This window comes from Polynucleobacter necessarius (assembly GCF_900095175.1).
GTDB lineage: Bacteria > Pseudomonadota > Gammaproteobacteria > Burkholderiales > Burkholderiaceae > Polynucleobacter > Polynucleobacter necessarius_I.
This window is the reverse complement of sequence record NZ_LT606946.1, coordinates 910583-934464: the sequence shown is the minus strand read 5'-3', so window position 1 is coordinate 934464 and position 23882 is coordinate 910583. Positions and strand designations below refer to the sequence as shown.

The following is a 23882-nucleotide window of genomic DNA, read 5'->3' as shown; positions in this document are numbered from 1 at the left end:
TGAATTAGTATGCTTACTCCATAAATAGCTTTCCAGATTATCTGTTCTATCCTCTTGTTCTGCATTGAAGAAGATGATTGGGGCGTTACACACCCTAGTTTGATGATTTCTGGTGAGGTCTGGAGTTGCGGCCAGTTGTTTAAATGCTCTTTCGACCCAATCTAAGGGTGTGCCCTCGGGGGATTAAGTCCTGCCCAACCAACAATTCTCGAATAAATTCTAGGTGCAGATTCTCCGACCCATCTAGTTCAACGCCATAATCCTTTGCTGGCTTAATAATGGACTGTTTCATGGTTAGCCCCTCTAGTTGGTCGTGATTTACATATACGGCCTTGGTATCTAAAAGTGCCAGCAGTGAAACTTCTTCTCCCATTGCTTCAAGTTTGCAGGTCATTTCATGAGCCAATGTCCCTCCAAGCGACCATCCCAGCAAATGATATGGGCCGCTAGCTTGAACAGTGCGAATTGCCTTGATGTATTCATCGGCCATTTCGTTAATGGAGGTGTGTAATTCATCTCCATCTTCTAGGCCTTTCGCCTGAATTCCATAGACAGGGTAGTCTTCCCCAAGAGCGTTGCTGAGGTTAGAGTAAACGGTACCGATTCCACCACCTCCGTGCAGGCAGAAAATAGGTGGATATTTCCCGGTTTTTCTGAGGGCAACTAGAGGGTTGTATGTCTTTATAGACTTATCAGCCAACTGCAACGCTAAGCCTGCTGGTGTAGCAAATTCAAATAGAGTTCGTAGTGGTAGCGTAATACCAATCTGTTGCCGCACTCGTGCAATTAAGCGCATGGCCAATAAGGAGTGTCCCCCCAGTGCAAAGAAGCTATCGTCTACACCGACAGTAGCCACACCGAGTAGTTCGCTAAAGAGTGCACATAACAGTTGTTCATTAGCACTACTTGGTGCACGGTAAGCAGTGTCGGTAACAAACTCTGGCTCAGGCAGAGCGCGACGATCGAGTTTGCCATTGGGGGTCAGTGGTAGGGTAGCTAGATATACAAAGGCACTCGGCACCATGTACTCTGGTAGTGAGTCACCTAAGGCAGCACGCAGCTGGTTAGCACTAGGTGCTGGCGTATTGGCTTGGGTTACTAAATAAGCCACGAGCTTTTGTTCACCAGCCACCATCTGAGCAAGCACACTTGCTTGCGCTAATTCTGGGCAGGCTTGTAAGAGTGCTGCTTCGATTTCGCCTAACTCAATCCTAAAGCCACGGATCTTGACCTGTTGGTCAGCACGACCTAAGAACTCTAAGGCACCGTCAGAGCGTCTTCTAGCTAAGTCACCACTGCGATACATCCGGCTACCAGGCTGTCCAAAAGGGCAAGCAATAAAGCGTTCTGCAGTTAAGCCAGGACGACCTAAGTAGCCTCTAGCTAAACCTGCTCCTGCAATATAGAGTTCGCCCACTACGCCAGGGGGAACGGGCTCTAGGGTGGAGTCTAGGAGGTAGATTTGGGTATTGGAAATTGGCGTACCAATGGGGACTAATTGTGAGGTGAGTCCATCTAACTGTGGATTTAAAGGCTCACTCATCATTGCGCATACTGTCGTTTCAGTAGGGCCGTATGCATTGATCATGCGGCGACCATCACCAAAGCACTCCACCAAGGAAGGGGGGGGCAGGCTTCGCCGGCGACGATGAGGGTTTCAAGCGCCACCACTTCTTTGGCTTCAAGAGCTGCAAGTAACGCAGGTGGAATGGTTGCATGAGTAATCTCATGCCTTGCAATAGTGTTGGCAAGCTCTATTGCTTTTGATAGACCAGCGCTACTTGGCGGTAATACTAGCGTAGCCCCTACGCTAAAGGTGGTAATAATCTCGGATATGCTGGCATCAAATGCTTGTGAAGCAAATTGAAGCACTTTACTGACTGAGTCAATTGCAAAAGTGGAGACTTGAGCGCTTGCAAGATTAATAGTGCCCGCATGCGCAATACCCACCCCCTTCGGTGTCCCCGTACTACCCAAGGTATAGATCACATAGGCTAAGTGCTCAGGCAGTAGCGGTCTGACACGTTCACTATCAGTAATTGCTTGAGGACTATAGCCCTCAATCTGGGTCTGCTGCGCTAGGTTCTCTAAATCAATGATCTGCAGCTGAGCAAAATCTGCTAACTCACAATGCCCTAAGGTAGAGCTATTGGTGATAACTTGTTGTGCACCACTATCACCCAGCATGAACGAGAGACGTTGGGCAGGATAGTCAGGATCAAGTGGTAGATGCAGCACCAGCTTTTAAGATTGCCAATAAGGCAATGATCATCTGTGGTGAGCGATCTAACAGCAAGGCAACGATTTGCTCTGGCCCAATGCCTTGTGCAATCAGATAACGGGTTAATTGATTGGCCTTGGCATCTAATTGGGCATAGGTCAGGCTCTGGTCTTCATAGACCAAGGCTGTAGCATCTGGTGTTCTCGCTACTTGAGCAGCAAAGAGTTCGGGTAGGGTGAGGTTGAGATTTTGAGTATTAACTATTGAGTGACCACTAATCTCTAAAACCGATTGCAACTCTCTTGGTTCAAGCAATGGAGTGAGAGCGATAGGGAGATCTAGATAATTTGGTAGCTCAGTAATTACGTAATGCAAATTATTCAGGTAAGACTGAATTTGGCTGCCGCTATAGCGTGAGGGGTTGTAATCTAAGATGAGCTCTACCTCACAACCATCTTGGCGATCAAGAACTTGTAGCGCCACATCAGAAATAGGACCTGAATTAAGGAGATTTAAATCAACCTCTAGGCCTGTAAATTGAAGATCAAAATTAAAGCTTTGAAAATTGAGAACGGCAGCAAAGGGATCTCCCAGTCCATGTTTGCGGCGATTTTTTGATATCTGACTTAAGGGGTAGTGCCCGTGCTTGATTGCTTCACGGATTTGCTCGGAAACTAATTTAATGCAATCGCGAACAGTTAATCCAAAATTAAGATTGATATGGAGAGGCAAAATATTTGTCGTCATTCCAGAGAAAGCCTCCTGACCTTTAGCTCTTCCGGCTGTTGGCAAGCCAATGCAAAGATCCCGCTGGTTATATAGACGTACTAAGTAAATAAATAGGGCGGTGGCAAATATCGATGCTCGACTCCCAGAAATTTCTTTGCTTAGCTTGGTAAGTTGCTCAAACTTTTGACGGGAAATGGTAGTACGTATAGATGAATAAAGGGTCAGGGAGGCGGAGCCTAGTTCAACCGTTGAAATGCTAGTTGCAGTCTCTATTGAGGCTAAATTGCTGGACCAATATTGAGCATTTATCTGATATTGCTCGCCACACAAGTAATCTAGATCAAGCTTGACTATCTCGGGAAGTGATACGGATTGCTCGAGAACTTCATGAATATTGCTATAGGCTTTTGCAACAAGGCGCAGAATGTTCGCTCGTGCCGACCCATCAATAAAAAGATGATGAGGGATAAAGTAATGAATCCATTTCGAATCTGAAGTCTGAATAACCCCCAGCCTAAAACAAGGCGATTCAAAATAGTTGATTGGTTTAGTTAAAGCATTCCTTATAAGTTCTTTTGCCTTTAAGGCGGGGTCGGCATCAGACCGAATGTCGCTAAATAGTATTTCTATTGAAGCTCTTCTGCATGGATTTTTTGAAAAGGGGTGCCATCCTGCAGGATGATGCTAGATCTTAGTGTGTCGACATGCGCGATAACTTTTTTCCACGCCGCTTCAAGGTGCTGAATTTCAAGGTGGCCAGAAAACGTAATGGCTGACCCAATATGGTAGACGGATGATTCGAGGTCAAGTTGCTGGTGATACCAGACATTATTTTGAGCACCCGTAAGCGGGTAGACATCCAAAGATGATGCCCCTACCAAATAGCTCAAGCGGGATGATTCCATACTCATTTGAATATAAGATTGATTAAATTAAAGAAATAAACCAATCTTCTTAAAATAGTTGCGATAGGGCTATCGCTGACTATTTCGAGGACATCGCGAGTGTTTTAGGCCGCATATCCTGCCAGCTTTCATCTACAAATTCCACGCATTCTGCTTTTGATCCAGTAAAACCGGTCTCTGTCCACCCTAATGGAGCGATCTTTTGAGCAGGCCACAGCGAATGCTGGTTTTCCTCATTGATCAAGATCTTGAAATGATCTCCGTCTATAGTGAGACCGTTACCGGAATTATTAAAAAGCTTTTTTCTATTGCATCCATTTTTGTAACTTTTTTACTATTCGAACAGAGGATTCTGCTCGCTCTATGGCTAATATGATGTGCCTTGAAATGCCCCCAATCATGGCCTTATGCACCGATTTAGTGCTGACTAGAATAGGCAGATTAGTGACAAATTAAGGGGGGTGGCCAATGTGTGTAGAAAGTCTAAGCGGGAAATTCACTCCTATATGTTAACCTTTGGGCTAATATTATCGAGTTATTAACTGATGCCTTTTTCTAGGAAAAATTATGACAAGTAACACAGCCAGTGTTTCAGATGTTTCTGAAGCTGAAGTGAAGGAATTAAGCCCCGAGGCATCCGATAAATTAGATCAGGTTAGCAAGTTAATCGCCAATGCTGCCAAATGGAGTGTAGGCGCTGCGTTGATCCCGGTCTCCAATATTGATGTTTTGGTTATTGGTGGTATTCAGGCTAAGCTGGTAAATGATATTGCAAAGGTTTATGACTCTACTTTTAGCAAGGAGAAGCTCCGCTCATTGATTACGGTATTGACTGGTACGCTCGCTCCAGCTATCGGCGCCGGTGTTGTTGTTGGATCGACAGCAAAACTTTTCCCAGGCTATGGCCCGCTATTTGGTTTTGTTTCCATGTCTGCATTCTCAGTTGCGGCAACTTACGCAATTGGAAAAGTGATGGTTAAGCATTTCGAAGGCGGCGGTACTGCGGACAGCTTTGATGCTGAAGCTGTTAAGGCTGACTTAAAAGAAGAATTCAAAAAGGCTGTGAAAAAGTAAGCTAAACATAAGCATTGCAATAAGCCCACTTATTATTAGTGGGCTTATTTATTTTTGCGTTTACATAAACTGGGCGAAATCTCTAATATGACGGTAATTGCGGTGGCCAATCAAAAAGGGGGCTGCGCCAAAACTACAACGGTAGTTAATTTGGCCTGTGCTCTTGCTGAGCATGGTTTAAGAACACTGGTTCTGGACTTGGACCCCCAGGCTAATGCTACTCAGTGGGTTGGTATTAAGGCTGACGCAAAAGGCACCTTTGAGTTTTTGGTGGATGATGAACCCTTTGAGAGCTTAATTTGCACCACTCGCATGCCGGGAGTAGATGTAATGGCAGGTTCCAAAAGGTTGTCCCAGATTGAAAAGTCTTTATCTGGTCAAATAGCGGTAGAGTCCCTGCTAAAAAGACGCCTATCTAAGGTTGATTTAGGCGGATGGGACATCATTCTCATTGATACGCCGCCTACTCTTGGCTTGTTGACCTTGAATGCATTGGCCGCTGCAGATGAATTGTTGGTTCCTGTCACAACACATGTAATGAGTTTGATTGGCGTTAGTCAGTTGGTGAACACTCTTAACGAAGTCAGGGAAGTGCTCAATACCTCTATTGATATTTTGGGCTATTTGCCTTCACGTGTTGATCTTAGAACTAGGCATGCAAAAGATGTTATCGAATTACTAAAACAAAGCTTTGGGGATAAGGTGCTTTCTTCTATTGTTCGCGAGAATGTATCGCTGGCAGAGGCGCCTTCATTTAATCAGGGCATTATGACTTATAAGCCATCCTCAAGTGCCGCAGAAGATTATCGTGCGCTAACAATTGAACTTCTCAAAAAATTAAAGTTGGATTCAAAATGAATGGACGAAGGCGTTCTACTATTAAGCTAAATCCTCTCGAAGAGATTAGGTCCGAAGATGGGTCGGCTCATTCCATCCCCGAGTCTAGATTTGCCAAGGATTCGCATGTTAATAATGCTGCGAAAAGTGCGGATCAAGGAAAAAAATACCAAACATACTCGATGTGTCTGATAGCTCCGAAGCAATATTTTCCTCCCATGTCTCAGATGACGATACTACCGCTCACTTCATTATGGGCTACCCTACGTTAATAGATGTAGAAGTTGGAGGTGATGGTGCTGAAGAAATATTTAATCAGTCTAATTCCGCCAACCTAAAACACGATGACAAAAATTTCTTCTTTAATTCAAAATCCAAAAAGAAATCTAGTGCAGGTAAACCAATAGCCGTTACAGAGCAAATGCCAGACGCTCCTGCAAATGATATTGTTCGAAAGCATGCTGAATGGTCAATGTTGGCTGGACTTGTGCCGGTACATTTCTTGGATGCAGCTGCAGTTACTGGAGTTCAACTAAAAATGATTCTTGAATTATGCAAACTTTATGAGGTTCCATTCCGAAAAGAGAGTGCCAGTGCGATCATTTCAAGTTTGATATCGGGTAATGTCACCACTGGAATATCTCATTACATCGGCTTACATGTGGTTAAAAAGATACCGGTTGTTGGTAGAGTGATAAATATAGCCGTTCAGCCAGCTTTGTCATACGCCAGCACCCATGCGCTTGGTTCAGTTTTTATTGCTCACTTTGAGAAAAAAGGGTCTCTCATCGATTTTGAGATTGCCACCATGCGGATGAATTTTTCTGACTCCTATGAAAAAGCCAGGAAAATGTTCAAAGAGCAGAATTTCATCCGTCGTTTTATTGATTAAAGATTGTGCTTACAAGTGAATACTGACAATAACATTAGCTCTATGTTCTCAAGATCTGAGGTGGTCCAGTTTTTGAGGATTGAAGGTTCGGGTGATCTGAGGCGCCTAATTTGGCTTGCCTGCTTTGTTGGGGTTGCAAATACAGCTTTGATTGCCTTAGTTAATATGTCTGTGGCTAGAGCTGCAGAAGGCGAATCTGTTTTTCTTCAATTCTTTTTATATTCAATTGTCCTGGCATTTTTTTTAATCGTCACGCGTAAGGCTAACCGAGACAATATTAGAAGCGCCCAATTTTTAATACATAAATTTAAAATACGTATATTGGGTGAGTATTTTCGCTCCGATTTACATACTGTTGACCAGGTAGGTAAGGCTAAAATTTTGCAATCCCTCGGGAGGGACACTCAGGTTGTATCTGGTGCTATCCCCATTTTGGTGATGATGTGTCAATCCGCTGCGACATTAACCTGTCTGACCATTTATATGGCCACCATTTCATGGATTGCGTTTTTCATTACCTTTGTGGCTGCTGTAATTATATTTTTTGTTTCTACAAAATTTATCTTGGGAGTCAAGGATTGCGTAAGTGATGCGTTTGCAAAAGACGGTGAAGTTTTTGATCTATTTGGCGATTTTTTAAATGGCTTCAAAGAAATCAAGATGCACTCAAAGCGCGCCAGAGATATAACAGCGGATATGGTTGAGCAATCACTACTCTCAAGTAATTTAAAAGCCTACTCCCTCGTTGGAATCACAAATTTCTTTAATTATTTGCAAACCCTGATGTTTGTGGTTGTTGGGATTTTAATATTCATTGTCCCCGCACTTGTTGACGGTTTCGCGGACTCAGTTTTAGCCGCATCAACCGCCGGTATCTTCCTAGTCGGGCAGTTGTCAGGCCTTATCCAGACCATTCCCGCCCTGTCAGAGGCAAATGCTTCAGCAAATTCCCTGTTATTGCTACAGGATGAGTTGTCAAAAACGGCTAAGCAATCCATGGAAAATACCCAAGTGATCCAAATTGATAAATTTGAAACCTTATCTGTACATGATGTCACTTATGAACACCCAAAGGGCAGGGATTCTTCTGGTTTTGCTCTAGGGCCCCGTCAGCTATGAATTAAAAGCGGGAAATTTATACTTCATTAAAGGAAGTAATGGTTCTGGAAAAACTACCTTCACGCGTATCTTGACGGGCCTCTATAAGCCCAGCCAAGGAAGTATTTGTGTTAACGGAGTCGAGGTGGAGCAGCCTGCATCAAGCTCATATCGAGACCTTTTTCTGTTGTATTCAGTGATTTCTATTTATTCCAAAAGCTGTACGGCTTATTTGATTTGGATGAAGATAATATGTTGCCTTGGCAAAAGTTACTTGAGATTGAGAAAAAGTTTTCAATTAATGAGGGGTTTTTTCTCATATCCAGCTCTCTACGGGTCAAAGGAAGCGTATTGCCCTTCTTGTGGCCATGCTTGAGAACAGGGATATCATCATCCTAGATGAGTGGGCTGCAGATCAAGATCCTCAGTTCAGAAAACATTTTTATAAACAGTTGCTGCCTAGGTTAAAGCAGATGGGCAAGACTGTGATAGCAATCACACATGATGATTATTATTTTAATACTGCTGATTACGTATTATCTTTTAGAGATGGCAAATTGTTCGAGGATGCAGGTGAGTAATGAAATTGATTAAATTAATTTATCGTGCCATTGATCGTCTGATTGATCAGTATTTGATTCAAATTTCCCTGGCAGTATTTATTGGCATCGACAGTCTTTTGCTTTTATGGCCAAAAATCGTCAACGCCGTCCCCGCTGGTAAGGTGGCTGTAATTTATAGGCCTCTATGGGGCGGGGTTGATATGTCAGAGGTTTGCAAAGAAGGTGTACATTTCGTCTTCCCTTGGAATACCTTCACTCAGTATGATGCTCGGTTGTAAAATCAGGTTCTTGAGCTTGATGTTTTGACTTCTGACTTGCTCAAGTCAAAGGTAAGGGTTGTTTACCAGTATGAGATTGATGTGCGTACCTTGCCAATGCTGCACAAATATATCGGACCTGATTATCTTAATAAGGTCGTTGAACCTCAGGTGATTTCAATTATCCGCGGAAGAATTGGTAGCTTTGCATCTGATAAGGCATTTACATCCGAGATTCAAAAAGTTGTCCGAGAAATTGCTATCACCTCAGACAGAATCTTGGTTGACAATATTAGCCCGCCGGGCTTGGAAAGCGTCAAATTAATCCGCGTGAGTGATGTTGAGATAGTCAGCATTAGCTTCCCTAGGGAGGTTGAGGAGGCTATCGAGCGGAAGATGGTAGAGCTCGCTAAGGCTGATGGCGATAAGCACATCCTGCAGGCTGCCAAACAAGAGGCTCTTCGTAAAGAGATCGAGGCTGAGGGTATACGAAAATTCCAAGATATTGTCCGCCCGGGCTTATCAGATAACTATTTGCGTTGGCGCGGTGTTGAGGCTACTCAGAGTCTTGCAACTTCCAATAACTCAAAAATTATTATTTTTGGATCGGGTCCAACCGGATTGCCGCTAGTTTTGGGTGATATGGACAAATCGTCAGTTACGGCTAAACCTAAAGGTAATTAATTGTATTGGGTAACGAGGGGGCTATCTTTGAATAGCATATGCCCATCAGGTCAAAGCCTTGCAAGTAACCCATAACCCCGTATCATCAATTCTATGGGCTTACTTACTAACTCTCACGGGCGTACTAGGGTCAAAATCTGCGGTCTTATGACACCTTCAGATGTGGATGCTGCGGTAGCTGCTGGCGTAGATGCGGTTGGCTTTGTTTTCTATCCGCCAAGTCCCAGGGCGGTTACTCCTAATATTGCTGCTGCATTGATTTCCAGGCTTCCGGCTGGGGTTGATGCCGTGGGCTTGGTCGTTAACGCCTCAGATGCTGAATTTGAGGCTATCCGGGCAGCCGCTTCGATCACTTTATGGCAGTTTCATGGGGATGAGTCTCCGGCCCAATGCCAGCGCCTTGCGGCAGGTCAACCCTGGATGAAGGCGGCTCGCGTTGGAGCAGGCTTCGCCTTTGATGATTTTTCCCTACAATATAGGCAAGCAAATGCCTTTTTGCTCGATGCTCTCGTTGAGGGTTATGGAGGAGGGGGCGTTCCTTTTGATTGGTCAGGAATTCCACAAGCATGGATAAGCGCAAACGCGCCTCAGGTCGTTTTGAGTGGTGGGTTGAACGTTCACAACGTGGGCGAAGCTATTGCTCGTCTTCATCCTTGCGCGGTTGACGTCTCTAGTGGCGTAGAAATCAGCAAGGGTGTAAAAGATCACGCCTTGATGAGGCAGTTTATCGAGGCAGTGCGAGCGGCAGACGCAAGCACATCACCTTAATTATTTGCTGTAACTAATCAAAAGAGGTATTTATGTACGATAAGCCAGATGCACGAGGACATTTCGGTCCTTACGGTGGCGTATTTGTTTCTGAAACACTCATGTTCGCTTTAGATGAGCTTAAAGCGGCTTACGCAAAATACCAACACGATCCTGAATTTTTAGAGGGGTTCCATTACGAACTCAAACATTTTGTAGGTCGCCCGTCACCTGTGTATCACGCCAAGCGTTGGAGTGAAATGTTGGGTGGTGCGCAGATCTATCTGAAGCGCGAAGATTTAAATCACACTGGCGCTCACAAAATTAATAATGTGATTGGCCAAGCTATGCTAGCAAAGCGCATGGGTAAGCCACGCATCATTGCTGAGACAGGAGCAGGGCAGCATGGTGTTGCTACAGCAACAATCTGCGCTCGCTTTGGGTTGGATTGCACTGTCTATCAAGGTTCTGTTGACGTTGCACGTCAAGCACAAAACGTATTTCGTATGAAATTACTTGGTGCAAAAGTAGTTCCTGTTGAATCGGGAACGAAGACTCTCAAAGATGCGCTGAATGAGGCAATGCGTGATTGGGTTACCAACGTAGAAGATACTTTCTACATCATCGGTACTGTTGCAGGCCCCCATCCATATCCAATGATGGTCCGAGATTTTCAGAGTGTCATTGGGGAAGAGTGCAAAGTACAAATGCCAGAGATGACTGGCCGTCAGCCTGACTATGTCATGGCATGCGTTGGTGGTGGTTCTAATGCAATGGGTATTTTCTATCCCTATATCGACTACCCAGAGGTGAAATTGGTTGGTGTTGAAGCTGCAGGCCACGGTTTAAATAGCGGCCTTCACTCCGCGGCACTTTGTGTTGGTAAGCCGGGCGTATTGCACGGTAACCGTACCTATCTATTGCAAGATGAGAATGGTCAGATTTCTGAAACACATTCCGTTTCAGCGGGTATGGATTATCCCGGTGTTGGGCCTGAGCATGCCTGGTTAAAAGATTCGGGCCGTGCTGACTATGTTGCAGTCACGGATGAAGAAGCCTTGAAAGCATTTCATGATTGCTGTCGTATCGAGGGCATCATTCCGGCTTTAGAGTCTTCGCACGCAATTGCCTATGCTTGCAAATTGGCGCCAACACTTTCTAAAGATAAAACAATCTTGGTAAATCTTTCTGGTCGCGGCGATAAGGATATGCATACCGTTGCTCAAGCTACTGGCTCCGAAGGTTAATTCGAAGTCACTCACGAACTTACATAAAAATAATAATTACGAATTGCCATGTCAAAAATTACTGCACTGTTTAATGAACTAAAGGCTACTGGAAAAAAAGGGTTAATTCCTTTTATTACTGCTGGTGACCCTGATCCAAAAATCACTGTTGAGTTAATGCACGCATTAGTTCGTGGTGGCGCCAATGTCATTGAGCTCGGCGTGCCTTTTTCTGATCCAATGGCAGATGGTCCGGTGATTCAACGTTCGTCTGAAAGAGCGCTCACTCAGGGTGTGACTTTGCATGGCTGCTTGGAGATGGTTAAGGAGTTTCGCAAGCTTGATACCAATACCCCCGTAGTCTTGATGGGATATGCCAACCCTGTCGAGCAGATGGGCGCAGAACGCTTTGCAACAGAGGCCAAAGCTGCTGGTGTTGATGGTGTTCTTGTCGTGGATTACCCGCCGGAAGAGTGTGAGGACTTTGCTGCTCGGATGAAAATTGCCGGTGTTGACCCAATTTTCCTATTAGCGCCCACTTCATCACCAGAACGCATAAAAGACGCAGCCAAAATAGCTTCTGGTTATACCTATTACGTCTCTATGCGGGGTGTAACTGGTGCTTCTCACTTAAATACCCAGGATGTGGCCAGCATCATCCCTAAAATCCGTGAAGCCACCCCTATCCCGATTGTAGTTGGTTTTGGCATTAATGATGCTGAAAGTGCCCGTACCGTATCAAAAACAGCGGATGCGGTGGTAATTGGCAGTCGAATCATTCGTCTTTTGGAGGATTCTGCCCCTGGCCAGGCGGTACAATCACTTGAAAACTTCATACGTGAAATTCGCGTCGCTTTAGATAGTTAATGCACTGGATAGTTAAAAACTGATGAGCTGGATCGATAAATTACTACCTCCACAAATCCAACATACGGATCCTGCGAATCGCAAATCCGTACCAGAGGGTCTATGGGTTAAGTGCCCCAGTTGTGAAACCGTCCTTTACAGCACTGATATTGAAGCTAATTTATCGGTTTGTCCCAAATGCAGTCACCATATGCGTATCGGTGCACGTTTGCGTTTGGATAGCCTGTTGGATGAAAAGGGTCGCTACGAGATTGGTGCCGACATCTATCCAACTGACCCGCTGAAATTTAAAGATTCCAAGAAATACCCAGACCGTATTAAGGAGGCCAATGATGCCTCTGGTGAGTCTGAAGCCTTAATCGTGCTTGGTGGCAAGATTGAAAGTATCCCTGTAGTGGCTGCTTGCTTTGAGTTCCAATACATGGGCGGCTCTATGGGTTCGGTTGTTGGTGAGCGTTTTGCTCGAGGCGTTCAAGAGGCTATTGCTAAGAAGTGTGCATTTATCTGTATTACGGCAACAGGTGGCGCGCGTATGCAAGAAAGCTTGCTGTCTCTTTTCCAGATGGCTAAAACAAACTCCATGCTGACTTTGTTGTCCAAAAAAAGTTTGCCGTATATCAGCGTCTTAACCGATCCGACTATGGGTGGAATTTCTGCCAGCTTTGCTTTTATGGGTGATGTAGTGATGGCTGAACCGAAAGCATTGATTGGCTTTGCTGGTCCGCGTGTTATTGAGCAAACTGTACGTGAAAAATTACCAGAAGGCTTTCAGCGTTCTGAGTTCTTAATGCAAAAGGGCGGTATTGACATGATTGTGGATCGTCGCCAAATGCGCGGTGAAATCGCTCGTCTCTTGGCGTTGCTCCAGCAGCTTCCTGAGCCTGCGATTGCGGGTAGCGCAGCTGTATAAAGCGCTTGAGTTCCGCACACCAACCCCCCCATTCTGTTTTCTAGCCTTACGGCTTGGTTGAGCCATCTTGAAACAGCCCACCCGGTCGGTATCGACATGGGTCTTGATCGCATCAATCGAGTTAAAGAAGCTCTAGGCCTTCATTTTGATTGCCCCGTTATCACTGTTGCCGGGACTAATGGCAAGGGTTCAACCTGCGCCTACCTTGAAAGCATTTTGCTGGCCTCTGGTTATAGAGTGGGTTGCCACATGTCTCCTCATTTACTGGTTTTTAATGAGCGTGCTCGGGTCAACGGTGAGGAAGTTAAAGACGATCTCTTGCTCGAGCATTTTGCTGCCGTAGAGCATGCACGAGTTAGCTTGGTGGATGCGCCAACGCTAACGTATTTTGAATTCACCACTTTGGCAATCATGCATTTATTTTCCAAGTCGAATCTAGATGCTGTGGTTCTAGAGGTTGGCATGGGCGGTCGTTTAGATGCCGTGAATATCGTGGATGCAGATTGCGCGATCGTCACGAGCATTGATATTGATCACGCTGATTTTTTAGGTGGTACACGTGAAGCGATTGGCCGTGAAAAAGCGGGTATCTTCCGAGCTGGCGCTATTGCAGTTTGTGGTGACCCGGTGCCACCACAGTCTCTGATTGACTACGCTGAAGTACTGAGTTGTGACTTATGGCTTCATGGCCGTGATTACAACTTTCAGGGTGATAAGCAGCAGTGGGGTTGGGCAGGGCGTCAAAAACGCTTTAGCGGTCTCGGCTATCCTGCTTTGCGAGGTGCTAATCAAATTCTTAATGCCTCTGCTGTGATCGCCGCCTTGATGGCCCTTCATCAACGTCTCCCAGTCAGCGCACAAGATATTCGTAATGGGTTTGCATTGGTGGAGTTGCCTGGCCGCTTTCAAGTTCTTCCAGGTCAGCCAACTATCGTTTTAGATGTCGCCCATAATCCCCATGCGGCTGCAACCTTAGGGCAGGGCCTAGATAAAATGGGTTATCATCCCTATACCTACGCTATTTTTGGCGCAATGGCCGATAAAGATTTAGCAGGCGTTATTAAGCCTTTATTGAACAGTGTTGACTTCTGGTTCTGCACTGATTTGCCAACTCCTCGTGCCGCTAAAGCTTCTGCCTTATCTGACAAGCTAGTGGAGCTGGGTGTAGCAGTTAAAAATGGGGAGGATGGCGATATTGAGTGCTTTCCAGATCCTGCTGCAGCGTATCAAAAAGCGCTTTCTAAGGCAGGTGAGGGTGATAGAATTGTCATCTTCGGATCCTTCTATACCGTTGCCGGCGTATTGGCATATCGAAATAACCAGGCGCATTGATCCATGATTCGTTTACCGAAGCTTTTTAAGCGAAACCCTGAGACTGAAGACCTTAATCAAGGTTCGGTAAGGGGTCGTCGCACCGTCAATAAGTTAGCCCCTCGTAGTTTTCAGCGTGCTCAAGAGAGTGAAGAGCTTGCGCTTACCGAAGACCCAGAGCAACAGCGTGCCCGCCATCGCTTAATTGGTGCCGCAGTTTTGGTATTAATTGCAGTTGTTAGCCTACCCCACATCTTGGATAACAAGCCTAAGTCTGTGAACAACGATATTGCTGTAAATATTGTGACTAGTCTTCCTGCTCCCAATGCTGCTATGCCTACAAATGAAGAAAAGACTAAGCCAGTTGCTTCCATTCCGGCTCCAATTGTAGGAAAAGAAGTTTCTCAGCCCAAAGAGCTTGTTGTAGCGCCAACACCGGATGTCAAACCCGAAACCAAGCCCAATATTGCAACACCTAAAGTTGCTTCAACGATAGGTCTAGCTGCTGGTGAAGAGGTGGTTGCTATCCCAAATGCGACTCCTAAATCTAAAGCTGAAGAGCCCCCTAAAAAGGTGGGCTCCGTCAAGTACATTATTCAGATTGGTGCCTTTGCTTCCGAAGAGCGTGCAAAAGGCTGGATCAACAAGATGAAGGATCAAAAGATTCCGAATTATGTAAGCAATAAAAACGGTGCTGATGGTGTCAAGCTGTACGTTTTGAGGGCGGGACCATTTACCGACAAGGATGCGGCTGAAGCTGCAGAGAAAAAAGTAAAAGCCATGGGTTTATCTCCAAGGCTGGTTGAGGTTGGGAACCCTTAATGGAATTTTTATCCACTCTAAAATTAACTATGGTGGATTACTTCACCCTGGTAGTGCTGTTGGTTTCTGCTTTGGTAGGAATTTCTCGGGGCTTATTTAAGGAAGTCTTAGCGCTTGCATCCTGGTTTGTTGCAGCTTGGGTTGCTTATCACTACACCAATTATCTTTCTGTTGAATGGTTATCTACCTTTCATATGGATGAGTTGTTGAGTTTGGGTGTCAGCTTTCTGATTTTATTTATCTTTACTTTGATTGTTTGTGGATTGATCGGCAACGTCATTCAAAAAATTATCTTGTCTGCTGGCTTGAGTATGGCTGATCGCTTTTTGGGTTTGGTTTTTGGTCTAGCCCGTGGTGGCTTGGTCGTCGTTGTGATGGCTACATTGGCAGCACTTACACCAATACCGCAAAGCGCAGCTTGGCAAAAGGCTATTACACGCCCAGCAATCGATATGGCAACTGGCTTAATTAAGTCTTGGTTGCCTGCGGATTGGGCAAAGCAATTAGGCGATTCAATACCTAAAATTACTCCTACCGTAACACCTTCATTAACCATAGGGATCTAGGCTTATGTGCGGCGTTGTTGGAACAGTTTCCCACTCCCCAGTTAATCAGCTGATATATGACGCTTTGTTGCTCTTGCAACATCGCGGTCAAGATGCTGCCGGTATGGCAACGATGAATGGCAACTCATTCACGATGCATAAAGCGAACGGTCTAGTTCGAGATGTATTTAGAACTCGCAATATGCGTAGCTTGATCGGTAACGCTGGCATTGGCCAGGTACGTTATCCAACTGCAGGCTCAGCTAGTAGCGAAGAAGAGGCTCAACCTTTTTACGTGAGCGCTCCATATGGAATTATCTTGGCGCACAACGGTAATCTCACTAATGCTGCTAGCCTACGTGTAGAGATGGCTTACCATGATCGTCGCCATATCAACACTAGCTCTGATGCAGAAGTACTGCTAAATGTTTTGGCTGACGAGCTTCAAAAAGAAACCAATAGCGCGGCACTGGATGAGGGTGCGATGTTTAATGCGATTACTGAGGTAACTAAGCGCGTTAAGGGTTCTTATGCGGTTGTTTCTTTGATTGCTGATTATGGTTTATTAGCGTTTCGCGACCCATATGGTATTCGCCCATTATGTATCGGTCGCATTGATACGCCCAAGGGGCCAGAGTGGATGATTGCCTCTGAGTCTGTTGCGCTTGATGGTCTTGGCTTTACTTTTGTGCGTGACGTTAATCCAGGTGAAGCAATCTATATCGATTTAGATGGTAATTTCTATTCACGTCAATGTGTTCCTGATGCTGTTCTAACGCCTTGTATTTTTGAATACGTTTATATGGCTCGTCCAGACTCGACGATTGATGGTGTTACTGTTTACAACGTTCGTATGCGTATGGGTGACTACCTTGCTGAGAAGATTCGTAAAGAAACTATCCCTGGTGAGATCGATGTTGTAATGCCAATTCCAGACTCTAGTCGTCCAGCGGCAATGCAGGTTGCCAAACGTCTAGGCGTTGATTACCGCGAAGGATTCTTTAAGAATCGTTATATCGGCCGCACCTTCATCATGCCTGGCCAGGCAGTTCGAAAGAAGTCTGTACGTCAAAAGCTCAATGCAATGCGCATTGAATTCAAAGATAAGACGGTATTGATCGTGGATGATTCCATTGTTCGCGGCACGACTTCGTTTGAGATTGTGCAGATGGCGCGTGAGTCTGGTGCAAAGAAAGTCATTTTTGCTTCTGCTGCACCTCCTGTACGATTCCCCAATGTCTATGGTATTGATATGCCAACCCGTAGTGAACTTGTGGCTTATGGTCGTACCGACGAAGAGATCAACAAGATGATTGGCGCGGATCAACTGATTTACCAAAGTGTTGAAGATATGAAGCAGGCTGTAAAGGATATCAATCCCAATATTCAGCACTTTGAAGCCTCTTGTTTTGATGGCAACTATATTACTGGTGACATCAATGAGTCCTACCTAGATGCACTAGAGGCAGCTCGTAATACTTCCGAGGCTAAGGCTGATCGTCAACGTGACTCTAGTGACTTTGCCCGCTCACAGCTTCATCTGCATTTGGCTACCGAAGACTAAAAACAACGATCGAGTTCCTCAGGCATGCGTGTCTGAGGCAATTCTGCAATTCAGTGTCAAAATAGCGGTATGAAGAGTAAAACTACCCGCAAAAAACCTGACTTCTCAAAGCTTGCGCTTGAAACCCTGGCGGCTCGCGCTGGAACTCGACGTACCGCTGAATACCAAGAGCATTCAGAGGCGATGTTCCTCACTTCTAGCTTTTGTTTTGATAGCGCCGAGTTGGCTGCTGATGGTTTTGCCCATGCCGACCAGGGATTTATTTATTCTCGATTCACTAATCCGACAGTGAGTATGTTTCAGGATCGTCTTGCTGCCTTGGAGGGTGGCGAGGCCTGTATTGCGACATCTTCTGGAATGGCTGCTATTTTGACAATGGCTATGTCCCATCTGCAAGCGGGTGACCATGTAGTCTGTTCGCGCTCCGTATTTGGTGCAACCATCCAATTGTTTAGCAATATTTTGGGACGCTTTGACATCACAACCACTTATGTGGATTTGTCTGATACTAAGGCTTGGCAGAATGCCGTCCAAGAAAATACTAAGCTGTTTTATTTAGAAACCCCTTCTAATCCCTTGACTGAGATTGCAGACATTAAAGCAATTTCTAAGATAGCGAAGAAGGCGAACGCACTTTTTGCTGTAGATAACTGCTTCTGCACGCCTGCATTGCAAAAACCGCTCTCATTAGGCGCTGATGTAGTCATTCATTCAGCCACGAAATACTTGGACGGCCAAGGTAGGGTGGTTGGTGGCGCGATTGTGGGCAGCAATGATTTCATTATGGGTAAAGTATTTCCGTATGTAAGAACTGCTGGACCAACACTCTCAGCATTCAATGCTTGGGTGTTCTTGAAGGGTTTGGAAACCCTCAAATTGCGCATGAAGCAGCAGAGTCAAAATGCTTTAGAGATTGCGCAGTGGCTAGAAAAGCAGCCTGGAGTAGAGCGCGTTTACCATCCAGGCCTGAAGTCGCACCCTCAGCACGCTTTGGCTAAGCGCCAGCAAAAGGCGGGTGGCGCCATTCTATCTTTCACGCTTAAAGGTGGAAAGAGGGCTGCATTTAAATTGATTAATCAAACCAAGCTTTGCTCCATTACTGCAAACCTTGGTGATACTCGTACAACAATTACTCACCCTGCAACAACAACACATTGCCGCGTTAGTCCAGAAGCCCGTAAGGCGGCCGGCATCACTGATGGCCTTGTTCGAATTGCAGTTGGTCTTGAGAATGTGGTTGATTTAAAGAATGACCTCGTTGGCGGTCTGAAGAAGTAATTTCATCAACACTAATTGAGGACCACAATTTACATGTCCTTTACCGATGCTACCCAGCTCTGGAATGAGCGCTTTGATAAAGAAGAGTTTATCTTTGGTAAAGAGCCAAATGAGTATCTTGTTGAGCAAGTATCTCAATATCTAAAACCAGATTCTTCCGTTCTCTGCATTGCTGATGGGGAAGGGCGTAATGGCATTTGGCTTGCTAAGCAGGGAATGCATGTCACCGGTTTTGATGTTTCTGATATTGCACTTGCCAAGGCCAATCAGTTTGCAAAAGACAACCAAGTTAATATTCAATATAGCCTCTGCGATACGGATGGATTTAATTGGCAGACTAATTCGTATGATGCAATCATTGCTATCTTTATTCAGTTTGCAGATCCAGAGATGCGAGCTAGAATCTTTAAGCAAGTTCATCAGGCTTTGAAACCGGGTGGTATTTTTATACTCCAGGGTTACACACCAAAGCAATTGGAATATAAAACAGGTGGCCCATCCTTAATCGAGCATCTTTATACAGAAGAGATGATTCGTGAGCTTAGTCACGAATTTGAAATCCTAGATCTTCAGCGTTACGAAAAGGAATTGTCTGAAGGTGCTAGACATACTGGCATGTCAGCCTTACTCGGTATGGTTGCCAAGAAGCCCATCTAAAATCTAGGTATGAGCATATCCAGATCACTGATGCTCAATAAATCGTCGTGGATCATTAATCGGACGCAAAGGCATAATGTGAATTTGATTGCCATCAAGCTCAAGATGCATTTGACTGCCAACAACCATTCCTAGCCCTCTTACCTCTGCAGAAGAAGCTTCCCATTCAATCATGTTTTCACTATCTTGAATTCTCAATTGAATAACTGCAATTTGACCAAGGCTGCTCATCTTTTCAGCTATCACTGACACACTGCCAATGCTTGCGTTGTTATGTACGCTCAATCCACTTTGAGGAATAACCCAAGCTACACGCACTTTAGGTGGAATCTTGCCTTTATCGGCAACCATAAAGTTCTTATTGCAGCCGTCCCAACTCAAGTTACCCGAGTCGAATACGCCATGAAACATATTGCTGATACCAACCAATTCAGCAACCCGAGAATTTCTGGGCTTTTGGAAAAGAGTTTGTGGGGCGGCAGTTTGCAAACTAATGCCTTGATCTATGACGGTAATTCTGTCGGCTAATAAATCAGCCTCACGCAAGTCATGTGTCACCAAGATCATGGGGATATTTAAGTCTGTTCTTAGCTCTGCTAATGTTTTATAAAGACCCTGGCGTGTTGGTGCATCAATGGCTGAAAATGGCTCATCGAGCAGTAAGGCTTTAGGTTTTCGGGCTAATGCTCGGGCCAGGGCAACACGTTGTTGTTGTCCGCCGGATAGCTGATGAGGCATACGCCCAGAAAGACTGGCGATACCCATACGATCTAATAAATTCATTCCAATACCTTTGCGTTCTGATTTGCTGAGGCCGGAATTTTGCAAAGGGATTGCTACATTATCGATTGCGCTGAGATGTGGGAAAAGAGCGTACTGCTGAAATAAGAAGCCGCATGAACGTTCTGCTGGAGATAGTTGTTTAATTATTGTTCCCAGATGATCACTTTCAAGCCACACCTCACCATTGCACTCAATTTTTCCGCTGACTGTTTTGTTTAGGCCGGCAATAGATCTGAGGACTGTAGTTTTGCCACTTCCGGAGGGGCCTACTAAAGCATGCAATTCACCTGGAGCACACTCCAGGCTTATTTGTAGTGGGCTTGGGTTGATCTGGGTAATCTTTACCTTCAACATCAATTAAGCCCTCTGCGCCGATTTGGGTTGCCACCAAATATTCCATAGGAAAGCGCTATGCATACCAGTGAGGTACCCAGGAGAACAAGCGCTATAGAGCCAGCACCAGCAGTATCAAAGCTCTGAACCTTGTCATAAATTGCAATTGAGGCTGTTTTGGTCTCCCTTGGAATGGTGCCGCCAACCATGAGGACAACGCCAAATTCTCCCAAGGTATGGGCAAAGGTGAGGGCGGCTGCACCCGTTATTCCCCGCCAAGATAGTGGCAGCTCTATTAGACGAAAGATCTGCCAATCACTCAGACCGCTCACCTGAGCAGCTTCTCTGATTTCAGGGTTAATTGCCTCAAACGCCCTTTGAATGGGTTGAATAGCAAAGGGGATATTCACAATGAGTGAGGCTATGAGGATGCCCGTGAATGAAAACACAATTGGGGCGCCAAAAATACTGGTATTACCAAATGAAACTAGAAAGTAATAGCCCCTAAGACGGTCGGCGGTAGGACTAAGGGAAGCGCGAGGGCAGCCTCAAGCCAAGGGCGACTCTTATTTAGCTTAATCAGCTTATGAGCTACCCAGATCCCAAATGGCAGTATCAGCGCCATGGTCCAAAAAGCGAGCTTTAGGGACAGCAGAATTGCATCAATATCCATTTTTTGATTGTATTGCCATTGCAGCCTAGAGTATCCCACTATATAAGTGTTTTAGTCTTGGGTGTCCAACATATGCACGTATACGTATATATTGTTATAACCAGTGAATATCAAATCAAAAGTTAAAAAAGCCACCAAAGATCTTTCTCCACAAGCGATGGAAAAAGTATTTGCACACGTTGCTGAATATTTCAGCGTTCTTTCAGAGCCATCACGCCTACGCATCATGTATGCGGTGTGCAGTGGCGAAAAGTCTGTTTCTGAGGTTGTTGAGTTATGCGGCTCTAGTCAAGCTAATGTATCGCGGCACCTTTCCGCACTTCATAAAGCGGGAATTTTGCTCAGACGTAAAGAGGGAACAACCGTTTTTTACTCTATCGCAGATAACGCAACCGTAGAGATGTGTCAGACGGTGTGCGCGAAGATTGCTGAGAGTCTGCATTAATTTTGAAGCGTCTATTCATTTAAGTAGAGATCATATGACCAACAAACAAATAGAGATTAGTGCGCAAGACATTGGCGCTATCGAAAAGCCTGCAAATCAGGCTCGTCTCGTGAAGGCCCCCGAGCATTTTATTTCTCAGGAGCTGATAGCTGACGTTAACGCTAATGGCTTAGATGAAAATCGTCGCGGCTTTTTACGCAAGGGCTTCATGTCTGCCCTTGGCGGCGCGGCCGCGGGCCTAACTACTCCGTTGGCTATGGCTGCAGGTGAAGGTGATCCTGCAATTCTTGAAAAGCAGGAGTGGCAAACCACTCTTGGTAAGAATGTGGCAACGATGCCTTATGGTGTGCCATCCATTTATGAATCAAATCTCATTCGACGTGAGTCTCCTGGTTTGACTCGTGTATCCGCTGCCTCGGTGGCTTTTACGCCGCTACAGGGATTATTTGGAACCATTACTCCGAATGGCCTGCACTTTGAGCGTCACCATCAAGGTTGGTATAACCTCAATCCCGAAACTCATCGCCTGATGGTGAATGGTTTGGTGAAAAACCCACGCGTTTTCACCATGAACGATTTGATGAGATTGCCATCAGTTTCTCGTACTCACTTTATTGAGTGCGGTGCTAATACTGGTCTTGAATGGGGTAATGTTGCCGTACCTACTGTTCAGTACACGCACGGCATGCTTTCTTGCTGTGAGTTCACTGGCGTTCCTTTAAAAGTGTTGCTTGAAGAATGTGGCGCTAACCTCAAAAAAGGCAAGTTCATGCTTGCTGAAGGTGGTGATGGTTCTGGCATGACTCGCACCATTAACTTGGAAAGCTGTTTAAACGACACTATCGTGGCTTGGGCGATGAACGGTGAGATGTTACGCCCTGAAAATGGTTTTCCGTTACGTTTAGTGGTTCCTGGTGTTCAAGGTGTTAGTTGGGTGAAATGGTTGCGTCGCCTTGAAGTAGGTGATATGCCATGGAATGCGAAGGATGAGGCAGTTCACTATATTGAACTGATGCCGGATGGATCGCACCGTCAATATGCATCGATTCAAGAATGTAAATCAGTTATCACAACACCGTCTGGTGGTCAGCAGTTGCTGGATAAAGGCTTCTACAACGTGAGTGGCATGGCATGGTCTGGCCGTGGAAAAATCACCCGTGTAGACGTTTCGTTTGATGGTGGCAATAACTGGCGTAAGGCTCGTTTGGAGATGCCGATTCTGACGAAGTCAATTACTCGATTCAATATCGATTGGGTATGGGATGGCTCTCCAGCTATCCTGCAATCGAGGGCTATGGACGATACGGGATACATTCAACCTGCCATTAAAAAGTTGCGTGATGTCCGTGGAACTCGTTCCATCTATCACAACAATGCAATTCAGTCATGGAAATTGGATTCAAACGGCGAGGTGAGCAATGTTCAAGTTGGATAAATTTAGCGTCCGCTTAGGATTTGCGGCTCTCATCGCAATGACTGCGCATCAAGCCTTAGCGCAATCGGGTTCAGCCAAGTTCCCTGGCATTGGTAGAACTGCTACTCCTGCGGAAGTTGCCGCTTGGGATATCGATGTTCGCCCTGACTTTAAGGGTCTACCCAAGGGCTCTGGCTCTGTAGAAAAAGGTCAAGTTATTTGGGAGGCTAAGTGTGCAAGTTGTCACGGCACCTTTGGTGAATCAAATGAAATCTTTACGCCCATCGCTGGTGGTACCACTAAGGATGATGTCAAGACAGGTAAGGTTGCCTCATTAAAAGATATGAAGCAGCCCCAAAGAACAACCTTAATGAAGGTGCCAACGGTATCTACATTGTGGGATTACATTTACCGTGCGATGCCATGGAATGCCCCAAGATCTTTAACGCCTGATGATACCTATGCAGTTGTTGCTTTCATTCTCAGTCTTGGCGAAATTGTTCCTGATGATTTTGTGTTGAGCGATAAAAATATTGCTGAGGTCAAAATGCCAAACCGAAATGGCATGACGACCAAACATGGTTTCTGGAATGTTAAAGACAAACCAGATGTCAATGGAAGTTCTTGTATGCACAATTGCGTTCCATTTGTTCAAATTGGCTCAACATTGCCTGATTTTGCTCGTAATGCCCATAACAATATTGCAGAGCAAAACCGCATGTATGGCCCTTATAGAGGCGCAGATACAACCAAGCCTCCAATTAAGCAATTGCCTGGGGCTTCTGGTGAGGGCTTAGCTCATGCAGCAGATACCCATTCTTCTGCATCAAAAGGACCGGCAGCGCTCTTTAAAAATGAGAACTGCTCAGCCTGTCATGCGCCTAATGCGAAGTTGGTTGGCCCATCAATAGCCGATATTGCCAAGAAATATGATGGGCAGAGTGGCGCGGTGGATAAGCTCATGGCAAAGGTTAAGGCCGGCGGGTCGGGTGTATGAGGCTCCCTTCCAATGCCGCCACAAGCCCAGCTTTCTGATGAAGATCGTAA

General features: G+C 45.4%; 26 protein-coding genes and 1 pseudogene. 21 read left to right on the top strand and 6 right to left on the bottom strand.

Annotation, left to right across the window (positions count from 1 at the left end):
* Positions 1-139 precede the first annotated feature (139 nt).
* The 4 genes and pseudogenes from DXE44_RS10970 to DXE44_RS04850 all read right to left on the bottom strand — a co-directional run bounded on the left by DXE44_RS10970 (position 140) and on the right by DXE44_RS04850 (position 4123).
* A complete protein-coding gene (locus DXE44_RS10970; RefSeq protein WP_269460693.1) occupies positions 140-1615 on the bottom strand; it encodes an alpha/beta fold hydrolase in 1476 nt (491 codons plus the stop codon).
* A pseudogene (locus tag DXE44_RS10960) lies at positions 1585-3559 on the bottom strand (AMP-binding protein). The gene DXE44_RS10970 and the pseudogene DXE44_RS10960 overlap by 31 nt, the downstream one beginning before the upstream one ends.
* A 17-nt stretch (positions 3560-3576) precedes the next feature.
* Positions 3577-3861, bottom strand: a complete 285-nt coding sequence (locus tag DXE44_RS10955; RefSeq protein ID WP_114653068.1) for a condensation domain-containing protein — start codon at positions 3859-3861, stop codon at positions 3577-3579.
* A gap of 73 nt (positions 3862-3934) precedes the next feature.
* Entirely contained in the window at positions 3935-4123 is a 189-nt protein-coding gene (locus DXE44_RS04850) for an MbtH family protein (protein ID WP_114653065.1), read from the bottom strand.
* A gap of 299 nt (positions 4124-4422) precedes the next feature.
* Here DXE44_RS04850 and DXE44_RS04845 point away from each other — a divergent pair, with 299 nt between their 5' ends.
* From DXE44_RS04845 to DXE44_RS04755, 18 genes are all read left to right on the top strand, one after another.
* Positions 4423-4929: a YcjF family protein gene (locus DXE44_RS04845; protein ID WP_114653063.1), complete on the top strand. Its 507-nt coding sequence runs from the start codon at positions 4423-4425 to the stop codon at positions 4927-4929.
* An 87-nt stretch (positions 4930-5016) separates the two neighbouring features.
* Positions 5017-5787, top strand: a complete 771-nt coding sequence (locus DXE44_RS04840) for a ParA family protein (protein WP_162785882.1) — start codon at positions 5017-5019, stop codon at positions 5785-5787.
* Between the two features lie 163 nt (positions 5788-5950).
* Positions 5951-6658: a YcjF family protein gene (locus DXE44_RS04830; protein ID WP_162785881.1), complete on the top strand. Its 708-nt coding sequence runs from the start codon at positions 5951-5953 to the stop codon at positions 6656-6658.
* Between the two features lie 15 nt (positions 6659-6673).
* Positions 6674-7777 (top strand): ABC transporter ATP-binding protein, encoded by a 1104-nt coding sequence (locus DXE44_RS04825; RefSeq protein WP_231970575.1) that lies wholly within the window; start codon positions 6674-6676, stop codon positions 7775-7777.
* A 25-nt stretch (positions 7778-7802) separates the two neighbouring features.
* Positions 7803-8132 (top strand): ATP-binding cassette domain-containing protein, encoded by a 330-nt coding sequence (locus DXE44_RS11385; protein WP_114653053.1) that lies wholly within the window; start codon positions 7803-7805, stop codon positions 8130-8132.
* Positions 8077-8337 carry an ATP-binding cassette domain-containing protein gene (locus tag DXE44_RS11380; RefSeq protein WP_114653051.1) on the top strand — a complete coding sequence of 87 codons (261 nt, stop codon included), beginning with the start codon at positions 8077-8079 and terminating at the stop codon, positions 8335-8337. Before DXE44_RS11385 ends, DXE44_RS11380 begins: the two co-directional genes overlap by 56 nt.
* Positions 8337-8597, top strand: coding sequence for an SPFH domain-containing protein (locus DXE44_RS04810; RefSeq protein WP_114653049.1), 261 nt, complete (start codon positions 8337-8339; stop codon positions 8595-8597). The genes DXE44_RS11380 and DXE44_RS04810 overlap by 1 nt, the downstream gene beginning before the upstream one ends.
* Before the next feature lie 24 nt (positions 8598-8621).
* Entirely contained in the window at positions 8622-9260 is a 639-nt protein-coding gene (locus tag DXE44_RS04805; RefSeq protein WP_114653047.1) for an SPFH domain-containing protein, read from the top strand.
* Between the two features lie 93 nt (positions 9261-9353).
* Positions 9354-10028 (top strand): phosphoribosylanthranilate isomerase, encoded by a 675-nt coding sequence (locus DXE44_RS04800; protein WP_114653045.1) that lies wholly within the window; start codon positions 9354-9356, stop codon positions 10026-10028.
* Positions 10029-10060: 32 nt separating this feature from the next.
* The gene (trpB, locus tag DXE44_RS04795) at positions 10061-11254 is read left to right on the top strand and encodes a tryptophan synthase subunit beta (RefSeq protein WP_114653044.1); all 1194 of its coding nucleotides are present in this window, start codon (positions 10061-10063) and stop codon (positions 11252-11254) included.
* A gap of 48 nt (positions 11255-11302) precedes the next feature.
* Positions 11303-12100, top strand: coding sequence for a tryptophan synthase subunit alpha (gene trpA, locus DXE44_RS04790; protein WP_114653043.1), 798 nt, complete (start codon positions 11303-11305; stop codon positions 12098-12100).
* Positions 12101-12122: 22 nt separating this feature from the next.
* Entirely contained in the window at positions 12123-13010 is an 888-nt protein-coding gene (gene accD / locus DXE44_RS04785) for an acetyl-CoA carboxylase, carboxyltransferase subunit beta (protein ID WP_114653042.1), read from the top strand.
* 57 nt (positions 13011-13067) lie between these two features.
* The gene (gene folC, locus DXE44_RS04780; protein ID WP_231970574.1) at positions 13068-14342 is read left to right on the top strand and encodes a bifunctional tetrahydrofolate synthase/dihydrofolate synthase; all 1275 of its coding nucleotides are present in this window, start codon (positions 13068-13070) and stop codon (positions 14340-14342) included.
* Between the two features lie 3 nt (positions 14343-14345).
* Positions 14346-15143, top strand: coding sequence for an SPOR domain-containing protein (locus DXE44_RS04775; RefSeq protein WP_114653040.1), 798 nt, complete (start codon positions 14346-14348; stop codon positions 15141-15143).
* Positions 15143-15709: a CvpA family protein gene (locus tag DXE44_RS04770; RefSeq protein ID WP_114653039.1), complete on the top strand. Its 567-nt coding sequence runs from the start codon at positions 15143-15145 to the stop codon at positions 15707-15709. The genes DXE44_RS04775 and DXE44_RS04770 overlap by 1 nt, the downstream gene beginning before the upstream one ends.
* 4 nt (positions 15710-15713) lie before the next feature.
* On the top strand, positions 15714-17252 hold the full coding sequence (purF, locus tag DXE44_RS04765; protein ID WP_114653038.1) for an amidophosphoribosyltransferase: 1539 nt from the start codon (positions 15714-15716) through the stop codon (positions 17250-17252).
* 69 nt (positions 17253-17321) lie between these two features.
* A complete protein-coding gene (locus DXE44_RS04760) occupies positions 17322-18530 on the top strand; it encodes an O-succinylhomoserine sulfhydrylase (protein ID WP_114653036.1) in 1209 nt (402 codons plus the stop codon).
* Between the two features lie 33 nt (positions 18531-18563).
* Positions 18564-19187 (top strand): class I SAM-dependent methyltransferase, encoded by a 624-nt coding sequence (locus tag DXE44_RS04755; protein WP_114653034.1) that lies wholly within the window; start codon positions 18564-18566, stop codon positions 19185-19187.
* A 24-nt stretch (positions 19188-19211) separates the two neighbouring features.
* Here DXE44_RS04755 and DXE44_RS04750 read toward each other — a convergent pair whose 3' ends face one another.
* Positions 19212-20324, bottom strand: coding sequence for an ABC transporter ATP-binding protein (locus tag DXE44_RS04750; protein WP_114653032.1), 1113 nt, complete (start codon positions 20322-20324; stop codon positions 19212-19214).
* Entirely contained in the window at positions 20324-20752 is a 429-nt protein-coding gene (locus DXE44_RS04745) for a molybdate ABC transporter permease subunit (RefSeq protein WP_231970573.1), read from the bottom strand. Before DXE44_RS04745 ends, DXE44_RS04750 begins: the two co-directional genes overlap by 1 nt.
* A 327-nt stretch (positions 20753-21079) precedes the next feature.
* On the opposite strand from DXE44_RS04745, the gene DXE44_RS04740 reads away from it, so the two are divergent.
* The 3 genes from DXE44_RS04740 to DXE44_RS04730 all read left to right on the top strand — a co-directional run bounded on the left by DXE44_RS04740 (position 21080) and on the right by DXE44_RS04730 (position 23832).
* Entirely contained in the window at positions 21080-21421 is a 342-nt protein-coding gene (locus DXE44_RS04740) for an ArsR/SmtB family transcription factor (RefSeq protein WP_114653030.1), read from the top strand.
* A 79-nt stretch (positions 21422-21500) separates the two neighbouring features.
* Positions 21501-22856: a sulfite dehydrogenase gene (gene soxC / locus DXE44_RS04735; protein WP_114654354.1), complete on the top strand. Its 1356-nt coding sequence runs from the start codon at positions 21501-21503 to the stop codon at positions 22854-22856.
* Positions 22840-23832, top strand: coding sequence for a c-type cytochrome (locus DXE44_RS04730; RefSeq protein ID WP_331851833.1), 993 nt, complete (start codon positions 22840-22842; stop codon positions 23830-23832). The genes soxC and DXE44_RS04730 overlap by 17 nt, the downstream gene beginning before the upstream one ends.
* Positions 23833-23882: the final 50 nt, after the last annotated feature.

Coding starts and splice junctions, on each gene's coding strand:
- DXE44_RS04840 (WP_162785882.1), top strand. CDS start 5,017: ATGACGGTAATTGCGGTGGCCAATCAAAAAGGGGGCTGCGCCAAAACT.
- DXE44_RS04750 (WP_114653032.1), bottom strand. CDS start 20,324: ATGTTGAAGGTAAAGATTACCCAGATCAACCCAAGCCCACTACAAATA.
- DXE44_RS10955 (WP_114653068.1), bottom strand. CDS start 3,861: ATGAGTATGGAATCATCCCGCTTGAGCTATTTGGTAGGGGCATCATCT.
- purF (WP_114653038.1), top strand. CDS start 15,714: ATGTGCGGCGTTGTTGGAACAGTTTCCCACTCCCCAGTTAATCAGCTG.
- DXE44_RS04755 (WP_114653034.1), top strand. CDS start 18,564: ATGTCCTTTACCGATGCTACCCAGCTCTGGAATGAGCGCTTTGATAAA.
- DXE44_RS04770 (WP_114653039.1), top strand. CDS start 15,143: ATGGAATTTTTATCCACTCTAAAATTAACTATGGTGGATTACTTCACC.
- DXE44_RS04775 (WP_114653040.1), top strand. CDS start 14,346: ATGATTCGTTTACCGAAGCTTTTTAAGCGAAACCCTGAGACTGAAGAC.
- trpB (WP_114653044.1), top strand. CDS start 10,061: ATGTACGATAAGCCAGATGCACGAGGACATTTCGGTCCTTACGGTGGC.
- trpA (WP_114653043.1), top strand. CDS start 11,303: ATGTCAAAAATTACTGCACTGTTTAATGAACTAAAGGCTACTGGAAAA.
- DXE44_RS04800 (WP_114653045.1), top strand. CDS start 9,354: ATGGGCTTACTTACTAACTCTCACGGGCGTACTAGGGTCAAAATCTGC.
- DXE44_RS04810 (WP_114653049.1), top strand. CDS start 8,337: ATGAAATTGATTAAATTAATTTATCGTGCCATTGATCGTCTGATTGAT.
- accD (WP_114653042.1), top strand. CDS start 12,123: ATGAGCTGGATCGATAAATTACTACCTCCACAAATCCAACATACGGAT.
- DXE44_RS04730 (WP_331851833.1), top strand. CDS start 22,840: ATGTTCAAGTTGGATAAATTTAGCGTCCGCTTAGGATTTGCGGCTCTC.
- DXE44_RS04760 (WP_114653036.1), top strand. CDS start 17,322: ATGAAGAGTAAAACTACCCGCAAAAAACCTGACTTCTCAAAGCTTGCG.
- DXE44_RS04845 (WP_114653063.1), top strand. CDS start 4,423: ATGACAAGTAACACAGCCAGTGTTTCAGATGTTTCTGAAGCTGAAGTG.